Source organism: Aquipuribacter sp. SD81 (assembly GCF_037153975.1).
Taxonomy (GTDB): Bacteria; Actinomycetota; Actinomycetes; order Actinomycetales; family JBBAYJ01; genus Aquipuribacter.
Genome location: NZ_JBBAYJ010000015.1, coordinates 75,063 through 93,373 on the forward strand (window position 1 = coordinate 75,063; position 18,311 = coordinate 93,373).

An 18,311-nucleotide genomic window follows, 5' to 3' on the forward strand; every position below is an offset into this window, starting at 1 on the left:
CGGGCGTGCAGCGCCCCCGGACCCGGCGACGTGCCGGGGCCGGGGGCGCGTGGTGCTCAGAGCGCGTCGGGGCCGCGCTCGCCGGTGCGGACGCGGACGACGTCGTCGACCGGGCTCGCCCACACCTTGCCGTCGCCGATGCGACCGGTCTGCGAGGCCTTGACGATGACGTCGACGACGTCGGCCGCCCCCGTCTCGTCGACGAGCACCTCGATGCGGACCTTGGGCACGAGGTCGGAGGTGTACTCCGCCCCGCGGTACACCTCGGTGTGGCCGCGCTGCCGGCCGTAGCCGGACGCCTCGGACACCGTCATGCCCTGGATGCCGAACGCCTCGAGGGCGTTCTTCACGTCGTCGAGCTTGTGCGGCTTGATGACCGCGGTGACGAGCTTCATGCGGAGACCTCCGTCTTGGACGTCGTCGGGGCCTTCGGGCTGAAGCCCCCGGTGCCGATGCCGCTGAAGGTGTACGCGGACTCGGCGTGCTCGGTCGAGTCGATGCCCTCGGCCTCGGCGTCGTCGCTGATCCGGAAGCCGATCGTCTTCTCGATCGCGAAGCCGATGATGTAGGCGAGGACGAAGGAGTACGCGAGCACCGCGAACGCACCGAGCGCCTGACGCGGCAGCAGCTCCAGGCCGCCGCCGTAGAAGAGCCCGGCGGGGTAGCCGTCGTAGGCGGCCGCCGCGGACGGGGCGGCGAACAGGACGATGAGCAGCGTGCCGACGAGGCCGCCGACGAGGTGGACGCCGACGACGTCGAGGGAGTCGTCGAAGCCCAGCTTGTACTTCAGCCCGACGGCGAAGGCGCAGACGACACCGGCGATGAGGCCGATGAAGATGGCGCCGACCGGGGTCACCGCGCCGCAGGCGGGGGTGATGGCGACGAGGCCCGCCACGACGCCGGAGGCGGCCCCGAGGGACGTGGAGGCGCCGTCGCGGAGCTTCTCCACCAGGAGCCAGCCGAGGACCGCGGCACCGGTGGCGACGAACGTGTTCACCCACACGTACGCGGCGATGCCGTCGGAGGTGAGGAAGCTCGCGCCGTTGAAGCCGAACCAGCCGAACCACAGCAGGCCCGCGCCGAGCATGACGAGCGGGAGGTTGTTCGGTCGCATGGGCTCCTTGCCGAAGCCCCGGCGCTTGCCGAGCACCAGCGCGAGCGCGAGGGCCGCCGCGCCCGCGTTGATGTGCACGGCGGTCCCGCCTGCGAGGTCGATCGCCTCGATGCCGTCGGCGATCCAGCCGCCCTCGCCGTCCTGGAACGCGAAGACCCAGTGCGCCACGGGGAAGTACACGACGGTCGCCCAGATGCCGGCGAAGACCATCCAGGAGGAGAACTTCGCGCGGTCGGCGATCGCGCCGGAGATGAGGGCGACGGTGATGACGGCGAAGACGCCCTGGAATGCCGCGAAGGCGATGTCTGGGTAGGAGCCGGACGCGACGTCGCCGATGGCCTCGGCCTGCAGCTGGTCGCTGCCGGGCATGAGGCCGGCGAAGCCCCAGTACTCCGTGAAGTTGCCGATGAGCCCGGCGTTGCTGGTGCCGAACGCGACGGAGTAGCCGTACAGCACCCACAGCACGCTGATGAGCCCGAGGGCACCGAAGCTCATCATCATCATGTTGAGGACGCCGCGGTGGCGGTTCATGCCGCCGTAGAACATCGCGAGGCCGGGGGTCATGAGCAGCACGAGGGTCGCGCTGATCAGGATCCAGGCGGTTGTGCCTGTGTCCACCATGTGGTTGTCACCTTCCGAGTCGCGGGACGGGGCAGGTCCGTCCCGTGCCGATCAGTGGGGCAACCGTGGTCCGCGGGTGTTTCGGCGTCGCGCGCCGTCCGTTACAGGCACGTGACGAGCGGGGCCGTCGTGTGAAAGGTGTGTGTCGGACCGCGCGGTCGGGAACTCAGCGCGGCGCGTGCTCCTCGAGGAACTCGTACACCTCGGTGTCGTCCACGCCCGGGAACGTGCCGGGCGGCAGCGTGGCGAGCAGGTGGGAGTGCGCGCGGGCGCTCGGCCACGCGTGGCCCTCCCACCGCTGGGCGAGCTCGGCGGGCGGGCGACGGCAGCACGTGGGGTCGGGGCAGCGCGAGCGGGAGCGCTCGGTGGTCTCCCGACCCCGGAACCACCTGACGTGGGCGTACGGCACGCCCACGGCGACGGAGAAGTCGCCGTCGGCCGCACCGGGGCCGAAGGGGCCGGGCCGGCGGTCGAGGTGGGCGGTGCACCAGTACGTGCCGGTCGGGGTGTCGGTGTACTGCCGGTACGGCGCGGAGCCGTCGCTCGCGCCGAAGACGACGCGGACCGTCCAGTGCCGGCAGACGGTCTGGCCCTCGATCGCGCCCGTCGCGTCCGTGGGGAAGCGGACGCCGTCGTTCTCGTACGCCTTGTGCACGACGCCGCTGCGGTGCACCCGCATGAAGTGCACGGGCAGCCCGAGGTGGCGGGTCGCGAGGTTGGTGAAGCGGTGGGCCGCCGTCTCCTGCGAGACGGCGTAGGAGTCCCGCAGGTCCTCGACGTCCAGCTCGCGCCGGGCCTTCGCGCGCTGCAGCAGGGGCACGGCGGTGCGCTGCGGCACCATGAGCGCCGCGGCGAAGTAGTTGACCTCGACCCGCTGCCGCAGGAAGTCCGCGTAGCTCGTGGGCTCGGTGTGCCCGAGCACCTGGTGCCCGATCGTCTGCAGCACGACGGTGCGCGCGTCGTGCCCGGCGACCGAGCCGTCGAGCGGGACGTAGAAGCGCCGGTGGCGCATGTCGGTGACCGAGCGCACCGAGCGCGGCATGTCGTCGACGCGGTGCACGCTGAAGCCGAGGTGCTCGGCGAGCTCGCCGATGACGCGCTGCGACAGCGGTCCCGCGGTGTGCCCCACCGCGGTGAGCAGCCCGTCGGCGGCGGCCTCGATGTCGGGGTAGTAGTTGTCGCGGCGCCGCATGTCCTCGCGCAGCTCCCGGTTGGCCCGGCGGGCCTCCTCCGGCGTCGCCGCGGTCTCGGTCGCGCGCCGCACGACCTCGCCGTGCAGCCCGAGCAGCGCCTCGAGCACCTCCGTCGGCGTGCGGGGGCCGACGCGCACCTCCGGCAGCCGCAGCGAGGCGTACAGCGGGCTGCGCTGCACGCGCTCCCACGCGATCTCCAGCGCCGCGCGCCGGGTCGGCGGCTCCGCGCCGACGAGGTCGGCCACCTCGACGCCGAGCGCCTCGGCGAGCGCGCGCAGCAGCGACAGCTTGGGCTCGCGCCGCCCGTTCTCCACGAGCGACAGCTGCGACCCGGCCCGCCCGACGCGCCGGCCGAGGTCGTCGAGGGTGAGGCCCTGCTCCCGCCGCAGGTGTCGGATGCGCCGGCCCACCGCGATGGCGTCCGGGGCGTCGGCTGTGTCGGGCGTCACGTCGAAGGCGACCACTCACGTGACGATAGCGAAAGAAACGCACTTCTTGCCACGAAGGAGCGGTGGTTCCTCGGTGCGGTCGGCGCCCACAGTCGTCCTCACCGACGGGCAGGGCGCCCGCCGGGAGACCGAGGAGACGGCCATGACGACGACCATCCCCACCCCGACCGACCCCCGCACCGCGGCCGCCGTCGCGGTGCGGGACGTCACCCGCCCCGCCGCGGGCTCCGACCTCCCCGACGCCCGGCAGCTGGCCGAGCAGTGGGCGACCGACCCGCGCTGGGCAGGGGTCGAGCGCACCTACACCGCGGACGACGTCGTCCGCCTGCGCGGCCGCGTGGTCGAGGAGCACACGCTCGCCCGCCGCGGCGCCGAGCGGCTGTGGGAGCTGCTGCACAGCCGCACCCACGTGCCGGCCCTCGGCGCGCTCACCGGCAACCAGGCCGTCCAGATGGTCCGGGCGGGGCTCGAGGCGATCTACCTGTCGGGCTGGCAGGTGGCCGCCGACGCCAACCTGTCCGGCCAGACGTACCCCGACCAGTCGCTGTACCCGGCGAACTCGGTGCCGGCGGTCGTCCGCCGCATCAACAACGCGCTGCTGCGGGCGGACCAGATCGAGCACTCCGCCGGCACCGCGGGCGGCCCCGAGGAGTGGCTCGTGCCGATCGTCGCCGACGCCGAGGCGGGCTTCGGCGGCCCGCTCAACGCCTTCGAGCTCATGAAGCAGATGATCGGCGCCGGGGCGGCGGGCGTGCACTGGGAGGACCAGCTCGCCAGTGAGAAGAAGTGCGGCCACCTGGGCGGCAAGGTGCTCGTGCCGACGCAGCAGCACATCCGCACCCTCAACGCGGCGCGCCTCGCCGCCGACGTGTCAGGCACCCGCACCCTCGTCGTCGCCCGGACCGACGCGCTCGCCGCCGACCTGCTCACGAGCGACGTCGACGAGCGCGACCGGGAGTTCTGCACCGGGGAGCGGACGGCGGAGGGCTTCTTCCGGGTCCGGAACGGCACGGCCCCGGTGCTCCGCCGCGTGCTCGCCTACGCCCCCTACGCCGACCTCATCTGGGTCGAGACGGGCACGCCCGACCTCGACCAGGCCCGCGAGGTCGCCGAGGCCGTCAAGGCCCGCTACCCGGACAAGCTGCTCGCCTACAACTGCTCGCCGAGCTTCAACTGGAAGGCGTACCTCGACGACGACACCATCGCGCGGTTCCAGCGCGAGCTCGCCGCCATGGGCTACGCGTTCCAGTTCATCACCCTCGCCGGCTTCCACGCGCTGAACGCCTCGATGTTCGAGCTCGCGCACGGGTACGCCCGGCGCGGCATGAGCGCCTACGTCGAGCTGCAGCAGGCCGAGTTCGCCGCCGCCGAACGCGGCTACACCGCCGTCCGGCACCAGGCGGAGGTCGGCACCGGCTACTTCGACGCGGTCGCGACCGCCCTCAACCCGGCCGGGTCGACGCTCGCGCTCAGCGGGTCGACCGAGCACGAGCAGTTCCGCTGACGGCCCGGCCCGAGCAGGAGGAGACGACGATGACACCGTTCCGCACCCCCGCCAGTCCCGCCGACGCCGACGCCGACGCCGACGCGGGCGCCACCCGGGTGACCCTGGGCAGCACGCGCACCGGCTCCACCGCCGAGGTGCAGGTGCTCGGACCGCTGCGCCCTGGCTACGAGCGCGTCCTCACCCCCGAGGCGCTCGCCTTCGTCGGACGGCTCGACCAGGCCTTCGCCGAACGCCGCTGCGAGCTGCTCGCCGCCCGCGCGCGACGCAGGGAGGAGGTCGCCGCCGGCGCCGACCTCGGCTTCCGCACCGCGACGCGCTGGATCCGCACCGACCCGACGTGGAAGGTCGCGCCCGCCGCCCCGGGCCTCGTCGACCGCCGCGTCGAGATCACCGGCCCCACCGACCGCAAGATGGCGATCAACGCCCTGAACTCCGGGGCGAGGGTGTGGCTCGCGGACCAGGAGGACGCGACGAGCCCGACGTGGGACAACGTCGTCGGCGGTCAGCTCACGCTGCTCGACGCGAGCCTCGGCGAGCTCACGTGGACCTCGCCGGAGGGCCGCGAGTACCGGGTCACGGGCGACGCCGACGGGGCCACCCCGACCGTCGTGGTGCGGCCGCGCGGCTGGCACCTGCCGGAGAAGCACCTGCGGGTCGACGGGCGGCCGGTGGCGGGCGCGCTCGTCGACTTCGGGCTGTACCTCTTCCACTGCGCGCGGCTGCAGCTGGACGCCGGGCGGGGACCGTACTTCTACCTGCCGAAGCTCGAGAGCCACCTCGAGGCCCGGCTGTGGAACGACGTCTTCGTCCGCGCGCAGCAGATGCTGGGGCTGCCGCGCGGGACGATCCGGGCGACCGTCCTCATCGAGACGCTGCCCGCGGCCTTCGAGATGGAGGAGATCCTCTACGAGCTGCGCGAGCACGCGGCGGGCCTCAACGCCGGGCGCTGGGACTACGTGTTCAGCGCGATCAAGACCTACGGCGCGCGCGGGCACGACTACCTGCTGCCCGACCGCGCCGAGGTGACGATGACGGCGCCGTTCATGCGCGCCTACACCGAGCTGCTCGTCGCGACGTGCCACCGGCGCGGCGCGCACGCGATCGGCGGCATGGCCGCGGCGATCCCCGACCGGCGCGACCCGGAGCGCACGGCGCAGGCCGTCGCGAAGGTGCGGGCGGACAAGGAGCGGGAGGCCGCCGACGGCTTCGACGGCTCGTGGGTCGCGCACCCGGGTCTCGTCGACACGTGCCGGGAGGTCTTCGACGGTGTGCTCGGCGCGCGTCCCAACCAGGTGCACCGGCACCGCCCGGAGGTGGCGGTCACGGCCGCGGACCTGCTCGACCTCGCCTCGACCGGCGGGGAGGTGACCGCCGCGGGCCTGCGGACCAACGTGTCGGTGGCGCTGCACTACCTGCAGGCGTGGCTGGCCGGGCGGGGGGCGGTCGCGCTGCACGGGCTCATGGAGGACGCGGCGACCGCCGAGATCTCCCGGTCGCAGGTGTGGCAGTGGTGCCGCGAGGGGGTGCACCTGGCGGACGGCCCCGTCGTGACGCCCGCGCTGGTCGCGCAGGTGCTCGAGGAGGAGCTGGCGGAGGCACGGCGGCAGTCGCCGGACGAGGACACCCGGCAGCGCTTCGGCGACGCCGCCGAGCTCCTCGCCGAGGCGCTGCTGGCCGAGCGGATGCCGTCGTTCCTCACGACCCGGGCCTACGCACGGCACCTCGTCACGCTCGCCGAGCCCGTCGAGCGGGTGGGCGTGGCGGCCGAGGCGGACGTGGCGGACCTCACCGGCTGCGCGCAGCCGGCTCCGGCCGCCTGAGGCACGGCACCACCCGGCGACGGCGCGGCCCCGTCACCCGACGGGGCCGCGCCGCTGCCGGTGCAGCAGGCGCAGCACGCGCCAGCCGACCGTCAGCACGAGCGCCGCCACCCCGGTCGCGACCCGAAGGACGCCCCACCACGGCACGCCCGCGGCGAGCAGGGCCGCCCCGAGCACGAGCCACAGCCCGCCGCTGACGAGGAACAGGCGGACCATGAGCCGGCGCGGCGCACCGCCGAGGCGGGGCTCGACCCGCGAGCCGACGACCTCCCCGGCGACCCGGCGGGGCTCCGGCGGGCGGTCGGGTGGGTCGGGTGGGTCGAGTGGGTCGCCGGCCGCGGGCACGCTCAGCCCGCCGGCTCCAGCAGCGCGTCGACGAAGGCCTCGGGCTCGAAGGGGGCGAGGTCGTCGGCGCCCTCCCCCAGGCCGACGAGCTTGACGGGAACGCCGAGCTCGCGCTGGACGGCGACGACGATGCCGCCCTTCGCGGTGCCGTCGAGCTTCGTGAGCACGATGCCCGTGATGTTCACCGCCTCGGCGAACACACGCGCCTGGCTGAGCCCGTTCTGCCCCGTCGTGGCGTCGAGGACGAGGAGCACCTCGTCGACGGGGCCGTGCCGCTCGACGACGCGCTTCACCTTGCCGAGCTCGTCCATGAGGTCGCGCTTGTTCTGCAGCCGGCCCGCGGTGTCGACGAGCACGACGTCGGCCTCGAGGTCGGCGCCTGCCTTGACGGCGTCGAAGGCGACCGAGGCGGGGTCGGCGCCCTCGACCTGGGAGCGGACCGTCGGCACGCCGACGCGCTCGCCCCACGTCGTCAGCTGCTCGGCGGCCGCGGCGCGGAAGGTGTCGGCGGCACCGAGGACGACGTCCTTGTCCTCCGCGACGAGCACGCGGGCGAGCTTGCCGACCGTCGTCGTCTTGCCCACCCCGTTGACGCCGACGACGAGGACGACGGCGGGACGGTGGACGCCGCCGTCGGCGTCCGCGGGCGTCGGCTGCACGGCGAGCGAGCGGTCCATGTCCGGCCCGACGATGCGCAGCAGCTCCTCCCGCAGCACGGTCCGCGGGTCGCCGCCCTCCGCGACGACCCGCTCGCGCAGCCGCTCGACGACCTCCAGGGCCGGGCCGGTGCCGAGGTCGGCGCCGATGAGCGTGTCCTCGATCTCCTCCCACGTCGCATCGTCGAGGCGGTCGCGGCCGAGCAGCTCCAGCAGCCCGCGCCCGAGGGCGCCGGAGCGGGCGAGCCTCGCGCGCAGCCGCTGCAGGCGGCCCCGGACGGGGTCGGGCCGTTCGACGGTCGGGGTGGCCGGCACCTCCTCGACGCTCGGCGGCTCGGTGAGGGAGTCCGGCAGCGGCAGCGTGTCGACGCCGCGGACCGGCGTGTCGCGCGGCTCCTCGGCGTCGTCACCGACCCCGGGGCGGTAGTCGACGCCCGGGCGGCGCTGCTCCGGCGGGGCGGCGGTGTCCGTGCGCCCGTGCCGCCCGCGGCGCACGAGCCCGACGACGAGCCCGATGAGGATCGGCACGCCCAGCGCACCGCCCACGACCACCCACGTGGTCTCGTCGGGCGACAGCGCCGAGAGCGCGAGGACGGCGTCGGGGTCGCCGGCGGCGGCCGCGGCGAGCAGGTAGGCGGTGAGGTCGGAGGTCGGCGTCACCGGGCCAGTCTGTCGTGCCCGCGGGGGTGCGCACGAACCCCGGGGACGGCGACGGCCCGACCCCCGGAGGGGTCGGGCCGTCGCGGACGCCTCGGACGCCTCAGGCGTCCCGGGCGCCGGTGAGGTGCGGCTTGGCGAGCAGGAGCAGGCCGAGCGTCGTGTAGCCGAGCAGGAGGTGGACGGCGCCGATGACGTCGGCGTGCAGCCCGGCGCCGAAGACGATGAAGACCGGCACGCACACCGGCGCCCAGCTCTCGGCGACCGCCGGCCACGCCCGGACCGGTCCGCGCCAGCGGCCCGCGACGGCGATCTTCACCCCGAGCACGGCCATGCCGAGCATGGACAGCGGCCACGAGAGATCGAGGGCCGCGAGCCACGCCTCGTCGCGCAGGGACGGCGCCAGCCCGTGGATGAGCGACCAGGCCGTGGCGAGCGAGAGCAGGAAGAACTCCACGTACATGAAGCCGACGACGCCACGGCCCAGCCCGGCGGCCCTCGTGCGCAGCTGGAGCGCGAGGAGGGCGAACAGCCCGGCCTGGAACGGGACGGCCATGAGGTCGCCGACGGTCTGCCCGACCTCCGTCTCGGAGTGCCCGCCGACGAGCAGGAAGCTCGTCGCCCAGGAGAGCGCGCCGACGGCGACGAGGCCGCCCGTGAGACGTGCGGTACGGGTGGGGACCGCGGGCAGGGCCGCGGCACGCGCCGCCATGACCTCGCGGCGCCGGGCGCGGCGGGCCTCGCGGCCGCCGGCCTCGGGACGGTCGTCGCGGGCCCGGGCCGCGACGGAGCCGGTGGTGGTGGTGAGGGTCGTGCTCATGGTCGTCCTCCTGGACGTCTGGTCGGTCTCGTGCACCGGTCGGTGCTGACGGGGAGGACGGTGCCGTCCTCGCGTCCCGGGCCGGCAGGGTCCGGCGTCCCGTCCGCCGTCCCGTGTGCAGTCCCTGCTCGTGCCCCGTGTCCCGTCCCGCCGTGCGTCCCCACGGGCCGGGACGGACCCGGGACACGACCCGGGACAGCGGTCCCTGCCCCCGCGGCGCGCGAGCCGTCACACTCCTCCCGTGCCCACGTCCCCGACCGACCCGCCCGCGGCGACGACCCGTGCAGTCGCGGCGGGCGCCCTCGTCGTCTCGGTCGCGGTGACCGCCGTCACGGTCGCCCTCGACGCGGGCAACGACCCCGTGCTCGTCCGGACCGTCGCGGGGGACGTGGGGTGGACGGCGGGGGTCTCGGGCACGCTGCTCGCCGGCGCGGGCGCGCTCGTCCTGCGGACGTCGTGGCGGCACACGCTCGGCTGGGTGCTGCTCGTGATGGGCGTGCACTGGGCCGTGGACGGGCTCGCCGCGGCGTGGCTCGTGCACGCCGTGGAGCCCGCGGCCACCGGGGGCGAGCCGCTGCCCGGCGCGGGGCTCGCGTACTGGGTCTACCAGCGGCTCGGTGCCTCCCTCCTGCTCACGCTGCCGCTCGTCCTCCTCCTGTTCCCCGACGGGCGGCTGCCCGAGGGGCACCGCTGGCGGACCGCGTCGCTCGTCAGCCTCGGCCTGACGGCGCTGCTGCCCCTCACGCTGCTCCTCGTGCCGGCGCGGGTCGCGGAGGCGGGGGCGGGCGGCTTCCCCGCTGCTCTCGCCGCCGTCGACCTCGACCCCACGACCCTCGCGGGCGTCCCGGACGACGTGTGGGAGGCGCTGCTGCGCGTGGCCTTCGCGGCCGTGCCGCTCAGCCTGCTCGTCCCGCTCGCGTCGCTGGTCCGGCGCTACCGCCGCGGCGACCCGGAGCAGCGCCGCCGGCTGCGGTGGCTGCTGTGGGCGGGCACGGTCGCCGCGGTCGTCATGCTCGTCGGCCGGGCGCTGCCGGAGGCGCTGATGTCGGCGGGTCTCGTGGCGTCCGTCGGCGTGTGCGCGCTCGCGGTCGCGGCCGGGGTGACCCGGCCCCGGGTCGTCGACATCGACGCGCTGCTGCCGGGCACGCTCGTCTACGCGGTCCTCGCGGCGGTGCTGCTCGGCACGGACCTGCTCGTCCTCGCCCTGGCGGGCTCCCTCCTCGGGGGCGGTCTGGGCGAGCGCGAGGCGGCGCTGCTGGCGCTCGGGCTCGTCGCCGCCCTGTACCTGCCGCTGCGGGACCGGGCCTTCCGGCTCGCCCGACGGCTGGTGCTCGGTGAGCGCGACGACCCGTACCGCGTCGTGTCGCGGCTCGCGGAGCGCGTCGAGGCCGCCCCCGGGACCGAGGAGGAGCTCGCCGCGGTCGCCCGGTCCGTGGCCGACGCGTTCCGGCTGCCCTACGTCGGGGTCGCCGTCGACCAGCCGGACGGCTCGACGGTACTCGCCGAGCACGGAACGGCTCCCGAGGCCGTCACCGCGCACCCGCTGACGTACCGCGAGGAGACCATCGGCCGCCTGCTGCTGCCCGCAGGCGCGCGCGGGCCGGGCGCGGGCGGGCGGGACGCCCGGCTGCTCGCCGACGTCGCCCGGCAGGCCGCGGCGGCCGCGCGCGCCGCGCACCTCGCCGCGCAGCTGCAGCGGCACCGGGAGCTGCTCGTGCTCGCGCGGGAGGAGGAGCGGCGCCGGCTGCGCCGGGACCTGCACGACGGTCTCGGCCCGCTGCTCGGCGCGGTCGTCCTCCGCATCGACACCGCTCGGCGGCTCGCGGGCGCCGGGCGCGTCGAGGAGTCCGACGCCACGCTGCGCGAGGTGCGCGACGACGTCGCGGGCGGGCTGCAGGAGGTGCGGCGGCTCGTGCACGACCTCCGTCCGCCTGCCCTCGACGACGTCGGGCTCGTCGGGGCGCTGCGACAGCAGGCGCGCCGCCTCGGCACCGACGGCCTCCGCGTCGACGTCGAGGTCGTGGGCGACGACGACGCGCTCGGCGACCTGCCGGCGGCCGTCGAGGTGGCCGCGCTGCGCGTCGTGAGCGAGGCGGTCCTCAACGTGCACCGGCACGCGGGTGCAACCCGGTGCAACGTCACGCTCCGGCGCGACGACAACGCGCTGCACGTGGCCGTCGTCGACGACGGCACGGGCATCGCCGCCGACGCCCCCGCCGGGGTCGGGCTGCTGTCGGTCCGCGAGCGGGCCGCGGAGCTCGGCGGCACCGCGCACGTGTCGTGCCCGCCGGACGGCGGCACCGTGCTGCGCGCGACCCTGCCGCTCGGGCGCCCGGCGGTGCCCCGGCAGCCCGCCCCGGGGGTGAGCGCGTGAGCACCGCCGAGCCCGTCCTGCGCGTCCTCGTCGTCGACGACCACCCCGTCTACCGCGACGGTCTCGCCGCGCTGCTCGGCACGGTGGCCGACGTCGAGGTCGTCGGCACCGCCGCCGACGGCGCCGCGGCGGTCGAGCAGGCCCGTGACCTCGCGCCCGACGTCGTCGTCATGGACGTGCAGATGCCGGTGCTCGACGGCGTCGAGGCCACGCGGCGCATCACGGGCGACAGCCCGTCGGTCGCCGTCGTCGTCCTCACGATGTCCGAGGACGACGACACGGTGTTCGCCGCGCTGCGCGCGGGCGCGCGCGGCTACCTGCTCAAGGGCGCCGACGCCGACGAGGTGGTGCAGGCGCTGCGGACCGTCGCCGCGGGCGGTGCGGTGTTCGGCGCCTCGCTCGCGGTCCGGATCGCGCAGTACTTCGCGGGCCGGGCGCCGCTGCCCGCGGGCGACGCGCCGGCCGACGCCGACCCCTTCCCGCAGCTGACCGCGCGCGAGCGCGAGGTGCTCGACCTCGTCGCGGCGGGTCGGAGCAACCCGCAGATCGCCGAGCTGCTGTTCCTCAGCCCGAAGACCGTCCGCAACTGCGTGTCGAACGTCTTCGCGAAGCTGCACGTGGCCGACCGGGCCGAAGCGATCGTGCGGGCCCGCGACGCGGGCCTCGGCCGCTGACGTCGGGCGGCTCGCTAGTGCCGGCTCGAGCGGCTCAGCCCACCTCGCGCAGCCGCTGGCTCACGACCGTGCTCACGCCGTCACCGCGCATCGTGACGCCGTAGAGCGCGTCCGCGGCCTCCATCGTCCGCTTCTGGTGCGTGACGACGAGGAGCTGGCTGGACTGCCGCAGCTCCTCCATGAGGACGAGCAGCCGGCCGAGGTTCGCGTCGTCGAGCGCGGCCTCTATCTCGTCGAGCACGTAGAACGGGCTCGGGCGGGCCTTGAACAGCGCGACGAGGAAGGCGAGCGCGACGAGGGTCCGCTCGCCGCCGCTCAGCAGGCTCATCCGCTTGACGGTCTTGCCGGCCGGTCGGGCCTCGACCTCGATGCCCGTCGTCAGCATGTCGTCGGGCTCGGTGAGGACGAGCCGGCCGGTCCCGCCGGGGAACAGCCGCGGGATGATCTGCTCGAACTCGCGCGCGGTGTCGGCGAAGGCGGCGGTCACGACCTGCTCCACGCGCGTGTCGACGTCGCGGATGATCCCGAGCAGGTCCCTCTTGCTGCTCGTGAGGTCCTGCTGCTGCTGCAGCAGGAAGCGGTGCCGCTCCTCCAGGGCCGTGTACTCCTCCATCGCGAGCGGGTTGACCGTGCCGAGGTCCGCCAGCGCCCGCTCGGCCGCGCGGAGCCGCCGGGTCTGTCGCGCGCGGTCGTACGGCTCGGTGACGGGTGGCGCCGGCTGCGCGTCGTCGGCCGTCGGGGTCCCGGTGTCCTGCTCGGGGTCGGTCGCCGCCGCCTGCTGGTCGTCGTCCTGCGGCACGGGCACGGGCACGTCCGGCCCGTACGCCTCGAGCAGGGCCTCGACGTCGAAGCCGTGCTCGTCGCGGGCGAGCTCGACGAGCTGCTCCAGCCGCAGCCGCTGCTCGGTGCGGGCCAGCTCCTCGGCGTGCGAGGCCTCGACGAGCCGCGCGTGCTCGGCGGACAGCGCCTGCTCGGCGGCGACCGCGTCGCGGGCCGCCGCCTGCGCGGTGTCGCGCGCCCGCCGGGCGTGCTGCTCGGCCTCGACGACCTGCGAGAGGACGCGCTCGGCCGAGCCGACGGCGGTCGTCGCGTCCGCGAGCACGTCGCGCGCCTCCTGCACCGCCGCCGCGCGCTGGGCCCGGCGGGTGGCTGCCGCCTCGAGGTCGCGACGGGTCCGCTCGAGCGCCGCCGCCGCCGCACGGGCCCGGTCCCCTGCCGCGCGGGCCCGCTCCTCGTCGGTGCGGACGGCGAGGCGCGCCTCGGTCTCGGCCTGACGCGCGAGCCGTGCCGCGTCGGCGAGGGCCGCGAGGTCGGTCGGTGCGCCCGGGCCGGCGTGGTCGCCGGCCGTGCCGCTGCCCCTGCCGCCGTCCGTGCCGCCGTCCGTGCCGCCGTCCGTGCCGCCGGTGCCGTCGCCACCCGCGTCGGCCTCGGCGGCGGCGAGGGCCTGCTCGGCCTCGGCGAGCTCGGCGGCGTACGCGTCGCGCCGGGCGAGGACCTGCTCGTGCTGGGCGCGCGCCCGGTCGGCCTCGTCGCCGGCCGCGCGCACCTGCGCCGCCACCGACCCGAGCTGCTCGGCGAGCGCGCTCATCCGCGCGTCCAGGGCGCTGCGGGCCGCCTCGGCGTCGTCGAGGACCGCCTTCGCCCCGGCGACCCGCTCGCGCACGGCCGCGACCTCGTCGCGGGCCCCGGCGAGCACCCGCTCGGCGTCGCGCAGGCCGCGTTCGGCGTCGTCGAGGACGGCCTGCCGCTCGATGAGCGACGGCGCGGCGCCGGAACCGCCGCGCAGCGCGTCGACGGTCAGGACGTCGCCGAGCAGCGTGACGACGACCAGCGCGTCCCCGCCGGGCCCGACCCGCTCCAGCAGCTGCCGGCCGGCGGCGAGGTCGTCGACCACGACGGTGCGGGCGAGGCGGTGCCGGGCCCACTCGACGACCGGCCCGTCGCCGAGGACGAGGCCGGCGGCGGGCCGCGCCGCGGGCGGCAGGTCGAGGCCCTCGAGCTGGCCGAGCCCGGGCAGCGTGCGCTCGTGGGCGTGCGGGGTGGCGCCGGGCACCACGACGGCGACCCGTCCGCCGTCGCTGTCGTGCAGCCGCTCGACCGCCGCAGACGCGGCCTCCAGCGACGTCATCGCCACCGCGTCCGCGTCGGCGCCGAGCGCCGCGGCGACCGCGTGCTCGTGGCCGGGCTCGACACCGAGCATCGTCGAGAGCAGGCCGAGCACGCCGTCGCCGCGCTCGAGCACGGCGGCGGTCGCGTCGACCGGGACGGTCGTGGAGGCCAGCGCGTCGCGGCGTGCGAGCAGCGCCGCCCGCTCCCGCTCGGCGACCCGCTCACGGCCCTCGCTCTCCCGCAGCTCCTCGACCACGGCGGCGTGCGCGCCGAGGGCCTCCTCGTGCGCCGCCACCGCGGCCGCGGCCGGGTCCTCGGGGCCGTCGCCCGCCGGCGTGGCGCCCGCCGGTCCCGTCCGACCCGGGTTGCCCGTGCCGCCCGCGCCCTCGCGTCGCAGCCGGTCGAGCTCGGCGGCGGCCTCGGCGCGACGGGCGGTCGCGGCCGCCAGCCCGGCGGCGACCCGTTCCGCCTCGGCCTCGGCCGCCTCGTGACGGCCGCGAAGCGCCGCCACCTGCCCGCGTCGGCGGGCGACCGCCTCCGAGCGGCGGGCGCGCTCGGCCGCCAGCTCGCGGGCGGTGCGGTCCGCGGCCTCGTGGCGCTCCTCGGCGTCCGCGCGCGCCGCGCTCGCGGCCGCCAGCCGGTCCTGGCCCTCGGCGACGGCGGCCTCGACCCGCCGCACCTCCCCCTCCGCCTCCCGCTGCGCCTGCGCGAGGGCGTCGAGGTCGGCGTCGGGCCCGTCGACGGGCTCGGCGAGCAGCCGCGCGCGCTCGTCGGCGACGCGCGCGATGCCGCGCAGCCGGTCCGAGACGGCCCGCGCGCGGCCGAGCTGCTCCGCCCACGCCGTCGCCCGCGGCCGGACCCGGGACAGGTCCTGCTCCGCGCGGGCACGCGCCGCGCCCGCGTGCTGCAGCGACGCCGTGACCTCGGTGAGGCGGCGCGCCGCGGGGCCCGGGCCGTCGTGCCCGCCCAGGGCGGCGCGGGCGGTGGCGACGTCGTCGGCCAGCAGCCTCAGGCGCGCGTCACGCGCGTCGGCGGCGATCTGCCGGGCCCGGCGCGCCGTCCTCGCCTGCCGGCCGAGCGGCTTGAGCTGGCGGGAGATCTCGCTGGTGAGGTCGGCGAGGCGGACGAGGTTGCCGTCCATCGCCGCGAGCTTCCGCAGCGCCTTCTCCTTGCGCTTGCGGTGCTTGAGGACGCCGGCGGCCTCCTCGACGAAGGCCCGGCGGTCCTCGGGCGTCGCCTGCAGGACGGCGTCGACCCGGCCCTGACCGACGACCACGTGGAGCTCGCGGCCGATCCCGGCGTCGCCGAGCATCTCCTGCACGTCGAGCAGGCGGCACGCGCGTCCGTTGATCGCGTACTCGCTGCCGCCGGTGCGGAACATGGTGCGGGTCACGGACACCTCGGCGGTGCCCTCGCCGATCGCCCCGTCGGAGTTGTCGAAGGTGAGCACGACCTCGGCCCGCCCCAGCGGAGCGCGCGTGGACGTGCCGGCGAAGATGACGTCGGCCATGCTCCCGCCGCGCAGCGAGCGGGCCCCCTGCTCCCCGAGGACCCACGCGATGGCGTCGACGACGTTGGACTTGCCGGAGCCGTTGGGCCCGACCACGCACGTGATGCCCGGCTCCAGGCGCAGGGTCGTCGACGACGCGAACGACTTGAAGCCGCGCAGGGTCAGGGACGACAGGTACACCGGTCGCAGGCTATCGCTGCACCGCGGCGGAGCCGTGCAGGCGCGGGAGCGTCGTGCGGGGGCGCGACCTGCGGCGTGACACCGGCACGGAGCCGCCCCCGGCGCCTACCCTTCGCACGTGGTCAACGACGAGCTCGTCCGCGTCGTGTCGCAGATCGCCGAGGGCCTGGACCTCCCGGTGGTCCTCGACCGGCTCATCGCGGCCGCGCGCGAGACGACGGGCGCCGCGTACGCGGCGATGGGCGTCCTCGGCCCCGACGGGCTGCACGAGGAGTTCCGCCACGTCGGGCTGTCGGCCGAGCAGGTCGCCCGGATGGGGTCGCTGCCGCGCGGGCACGGCGTCCTCGGCCTCATCACGCGCGAGCGGACCGCGGTCGTCACCGACGACATCTCCGCGCACCCGGTGTCGGTCGGCTTCCCCGCCGGGCACCCGCCGATGACGACCTTCCTCGGGGTGCCGCTGCGGATCCGCGGCACGGTGTTCGGCAACCTCTACCTCACCGACAAGGAGGGCGGCTTCACCGACGAGGACCAGCAGACCGTCGAGGCCCTCGCGGCGGCCGCGTCGGTCGCGGTCGACAACGCGCGCCTGTACCGCGCCGCGCGCCAGCGGGAGGAGTGGGCCGAGGCCGCGGGCGCCGTGACGAGCGCCCTGCTGCGCGGCCTGGACGAGGAGGACGCCCTGGAGGCCGTCGCCCGTCACGCCCGGGAGGTGTCCGGCGCCGACGCCGCCGTGGTCGCGCTGCCCGGCATGGCGGGTGAGCCCGTCGTCGAGGTCGTCGACGGCGACGTCGGCGGGCACGACATGGTCGGCCTCGGTCTGGCCTCGGTCCGCGCGCTCGGCGACACGCTGTCGTGCCCGCTCGCGGACGGCGACGGGGAGCCGGGCGTCCTCGTGCTCGTGCGGGCGGACGGCTCGGGCCGGTTCGGACCGGACGACGTGGCGGGGGCGGAGGGCTTCGCCGCGCAGGCGTCCCTGTCGTTGCGGCTCGCGGCGGAGCGGCGGCGAGGGGAGGGCCGGGTGCTGCTCGACGAGCGCGCCCGCATCGCCCGGGACCTGCACGACCTCGCGGTGCAGCAGCTGTTCGCGGTCGGCATCGAGCTCGGCCGCCTCAAGGAGCGGGACGACCTGGCCGAGCCGGTCGTCGCGCACGTCGACTCGGCCCTCGACGGGCTCGACACGGCCGTCGACCACATCCGCGCGACGCTGCGCCCGCTTCGGCCGGCCCCGCGGCCCGCGACACCCTCCGAGCAGGTCGCGAGGACCGTGCGCGAGGCGTCGGTCACGCTGGGGTTCACGCCCTCGCTCGTCGACACGACCGACGCGGCCGAGGCGGCGACGTGGGACGCGAACCTCGTCCACGACCTGCTCGCGGCGCTCGGCGAGGCGCTGGCGAACGTGTCCCGGCACGCCGCGGCGTCGTCGGTGCACGTGCGGCTGTCCTCGCACGACGGCCGGCTGCACCTGGTGGTCGAGGACGACGGGCGTGGGGTGCCCGCCCGACCCGCACGCTCGTCGGGGCTGTCGAACATGCGCGCGCGGGCGGTGCTGCACGGCGGGACGTGCAGCGTGTCGCCGGGGCAGGACGCGGGCACGCGCGTGGAGTGGGTCGTGCCGCTCCGCTGATCAGCGCCGCTGCTGCGAGGCGACCCACGCCGCGACCTGCGTGCGCCGCTTGAAGCCGAGCTTCGCCATGACGGCGGTGACGTGGTTCTTCACCGTCTTCTCGCTCACCCCGAGCCGCTCCCCGCTCTCGCGGTTGCTGAGGCCGTCGCCGATGCACTCCAGCACGAGGCGCTCGGTCGGCGTGAGGACCGCCAGCGGGTCGTCGTGGGAGTCCCGCCGGCGCTGCAGGACGCGGTCGTCGAGCAGCACCTTGCCGTGGGCGACGGCGTGCACCGTGTCGGCGATGTGGCTGCCGCGCACCGTCTTGAGCACGAACGCCGCCGCGCCCACCTCGAGCGCCGCCTCGGCGTAGTCGTCGTCGTCGAAGCTCGTGAGGACGACGAAGCGCGTGGCCGGGGTGGCTTCGGCCAGGCCGCGCATGAGGTCGATGCCCGTGCCGTCGGGCAGGTGCAGGTCGACGAGCGCGACGTCCGGGCGGACGGCGGCGGCCCGGCGCAGTCCCTCGGCGACGCTCGCGGCCTCCGCGACCACGTCCAGGCGCGCGTCGGCGTGGCACACGTCGACGACACCACGTCGCACGACCTCGTGGTCGTCGATGACCATGACCCGGACCGGGGCGTCACCAGGTGCGTCCACGTCGGCCTCCCTCGCGCGC

The 18,311-nt window shown here is 76.2% G+C and carries 13 protein-coding genes; 5 read left to right on the forward strand and 8 right to left on the reverse strand.

Annotated features, from left to right (window positions below):
* Positions 1-56 precede the first annotated feature (56 nt).
* From WAA21_RS10780 to WAA21_RS10790, 3 genes are all read right to left on the reverse strand, one after another.
* Positions 57-395 carry a P-II family nitrogen regulator gene (locus WAA21_RS10780; protein WP_336922796.1) on the reverse strand — a complete coding sequence of 113 codons (339 nt, stop codon included), beginning with the start codon at positions 393-395 and terminating at the stop codon, positions 57-59.
* Positions 392-1,732, reverse strand: coding sequence for an ammonium transporter (locus tag WAA21_RS10785; RefSeq protein WP_336922797.1), 1,341 nt, complete (start codon positions 1,730-1,732; stop codon positions 392-394). The genes WAA21_RS10780 and WAA21_RS10785 overlap by 4 nt, the downstream gene beginning before the upstream one ends.
* Before the next feature lie 169 nt (positions 1,733-1,901).
* Positions 1,902-3,392 (reverse strand): helix-turn-helix domain-containing protein, encoded by a 1,491-nt coding sequence (locus WAA21_RS10790; protein ID WP_336922798.1) that lies wholly within the window; start codon positions 3,390-3,392, stop codon positions 1,902-1,904.
* 127 nt (positions 3,393-3,519) lie between these two features.
* Here WAA21_RS10790 and aceA point away from each other — a divergent pair, with 127 nt between their 5' ends.
* Positions 3,520-4,881, forward strand: coding sequence for an isocitrate lyase (gene aceA, locus WAA21_RS10795; RefSeq protein WP_336922799.1), 1,362 nt, complete (start codon positions 3,520-3,522; stop codon positions 4,879-4,881).
* Between the two features lie 29 nt (positions 4,882-4,910).
* Positions 4,911-6,704 (forward strand): malate synthase A, encoded by a 1,794-nt coding sequence (gene aceB, locus WAA21_RS10800; RefSeq protein WP_336922800.1) that lies wholly within the window; start codon positions 4,911-4,913, stop codon positions 6,702-6,704.
* A 33-nt stretch (positions 6,705-6,737) separates the two neighbouring features.
* On the opposite strand, the gene WAA21_RS10805 is transcribed toward aceB, so the two are convergent.
* The 3 genes from WAA21_RS10805 to WAA21_RS10815 all read right to left on the reverse strand — a co-directional run bounded on the left by WAA21_RS10805 (position 6,738) and on the right by WAA21_RS10815 (position 9,182).
* Complete coding sequence (locus WAA21_RS10805) at positions 6,738-7,049, reverse strand: hypothetical protein (protein WP_336922801.1); 312 nt, start codon at positions 7,047-7,049, stop codon at positions 6,738-6,740.
* Between the two features lie 2 nt (positions 7,050-7,051).
* Complete coding sequence (gene ftsY, locus WAA21_RS10810) at positions 7,052-8,281, reverse strand: signal recognition particle-docking protein FtsY (RefSeq protein WP_336922822.1); 1,230 nt, start codon at positions 8,279-8,281, stop codon at positions 7,052-7,054.
* A gap of 184 nt (positions 8,282-8,465) precedes the next feature.
* Positions 8,466-9,182 (reverse strand): hypothetical protein, encoded by a 717-nt coding sequence (locus WAA21_RS10815; protein WP_336922802.1) that lies wholly within the window; start codon positions 9,180-9,182, stop codon positions 8,466-8,468.
* A gap of 241 nt (positions 9,183-9,423) precedes the next feature.
* Here WAA21_RS10815 and WAA21_RS10820 point away from each other — a divergent pair, with 241 nt between their 5' ends.
* Both WAA21_RS10820 and WAA21_RS10825 read left to right on the forward strand, forming a co-directional pair.
* On the forward strand, positions 9,424-11,556 hold the full coding sequence (locus WAA21_RS10820) for a sensor histidine kinase (protein WP_336922803.1): 2,133 nt from the start codon (positions 9,424-9,426) through the stop codon (positions 11,554-11,556).
* Positions 11,553-12,230, forward strand: coding sequence for a response regulator transcription factor (locus WAA21_RS10825; protein ID WP_336922804.1), 678 nt, complete (start codon positions 11,553-11,555; stop codon positions 12,228-12,230). The genes WAA21_RS10820 and WAA21_RS10825 overlap by 4 nt, the downstream gene beginning before the upstream one ends.
* Positions 12,231-12,264: 34 nt before the next feature.
* On the opposite strand, the gene WAA21_RS10830 is transcribed toward WAA21_RS10825, so the two are convergent.
* On the reverse strand, positions 12,265-16,029 hold the full coding sequence (locus WAA21_RS10830; RefSeq protein WP_336922805.1) for a chromosome segregation SMC family protein: 3,765 nt from the start codon (positions 16,027-16,029) through the stop codon (positions 12,265-12,267).
* Between the two features lie 118 nt (positions 16,030-16,147).
* Between WAA21_RS10830 and WAA21_RS10835 the strand changes: the two genes are divergently transcribed.
* The gene (locus tag WAA21_RS10835; protein ID WP_336922806.1) at positions 16,148-17,656 is read left to right on the forward strand and encodes a GAF domain-containing sensor histidine kinase; all 1,509 of its coding nucleotides are present in this window, start codon (positions 16,148-16,150) and stop codon (positions 17,654-17,656) included.
* On the opposite strand, the gene WAA21_RS10840 is transcribed toward WAA21_RS10835, so the two are convergent.
* Positions 17,657-18,292 carry a response regulator gene (locus tag WAA21_RS10840; protein ID WP_442893267.1) on the reverse strand — a complete coding sequence of 212 codons (636 nt, stop codon included), beginning with the start codon at positions 18,290-18,292 and terminating at the stop codon, positions 17,657-17,659. It abuts the gene before it with no gap.
* Positions 18,293-18,311 lie beyond the last annotated feature (19 nt).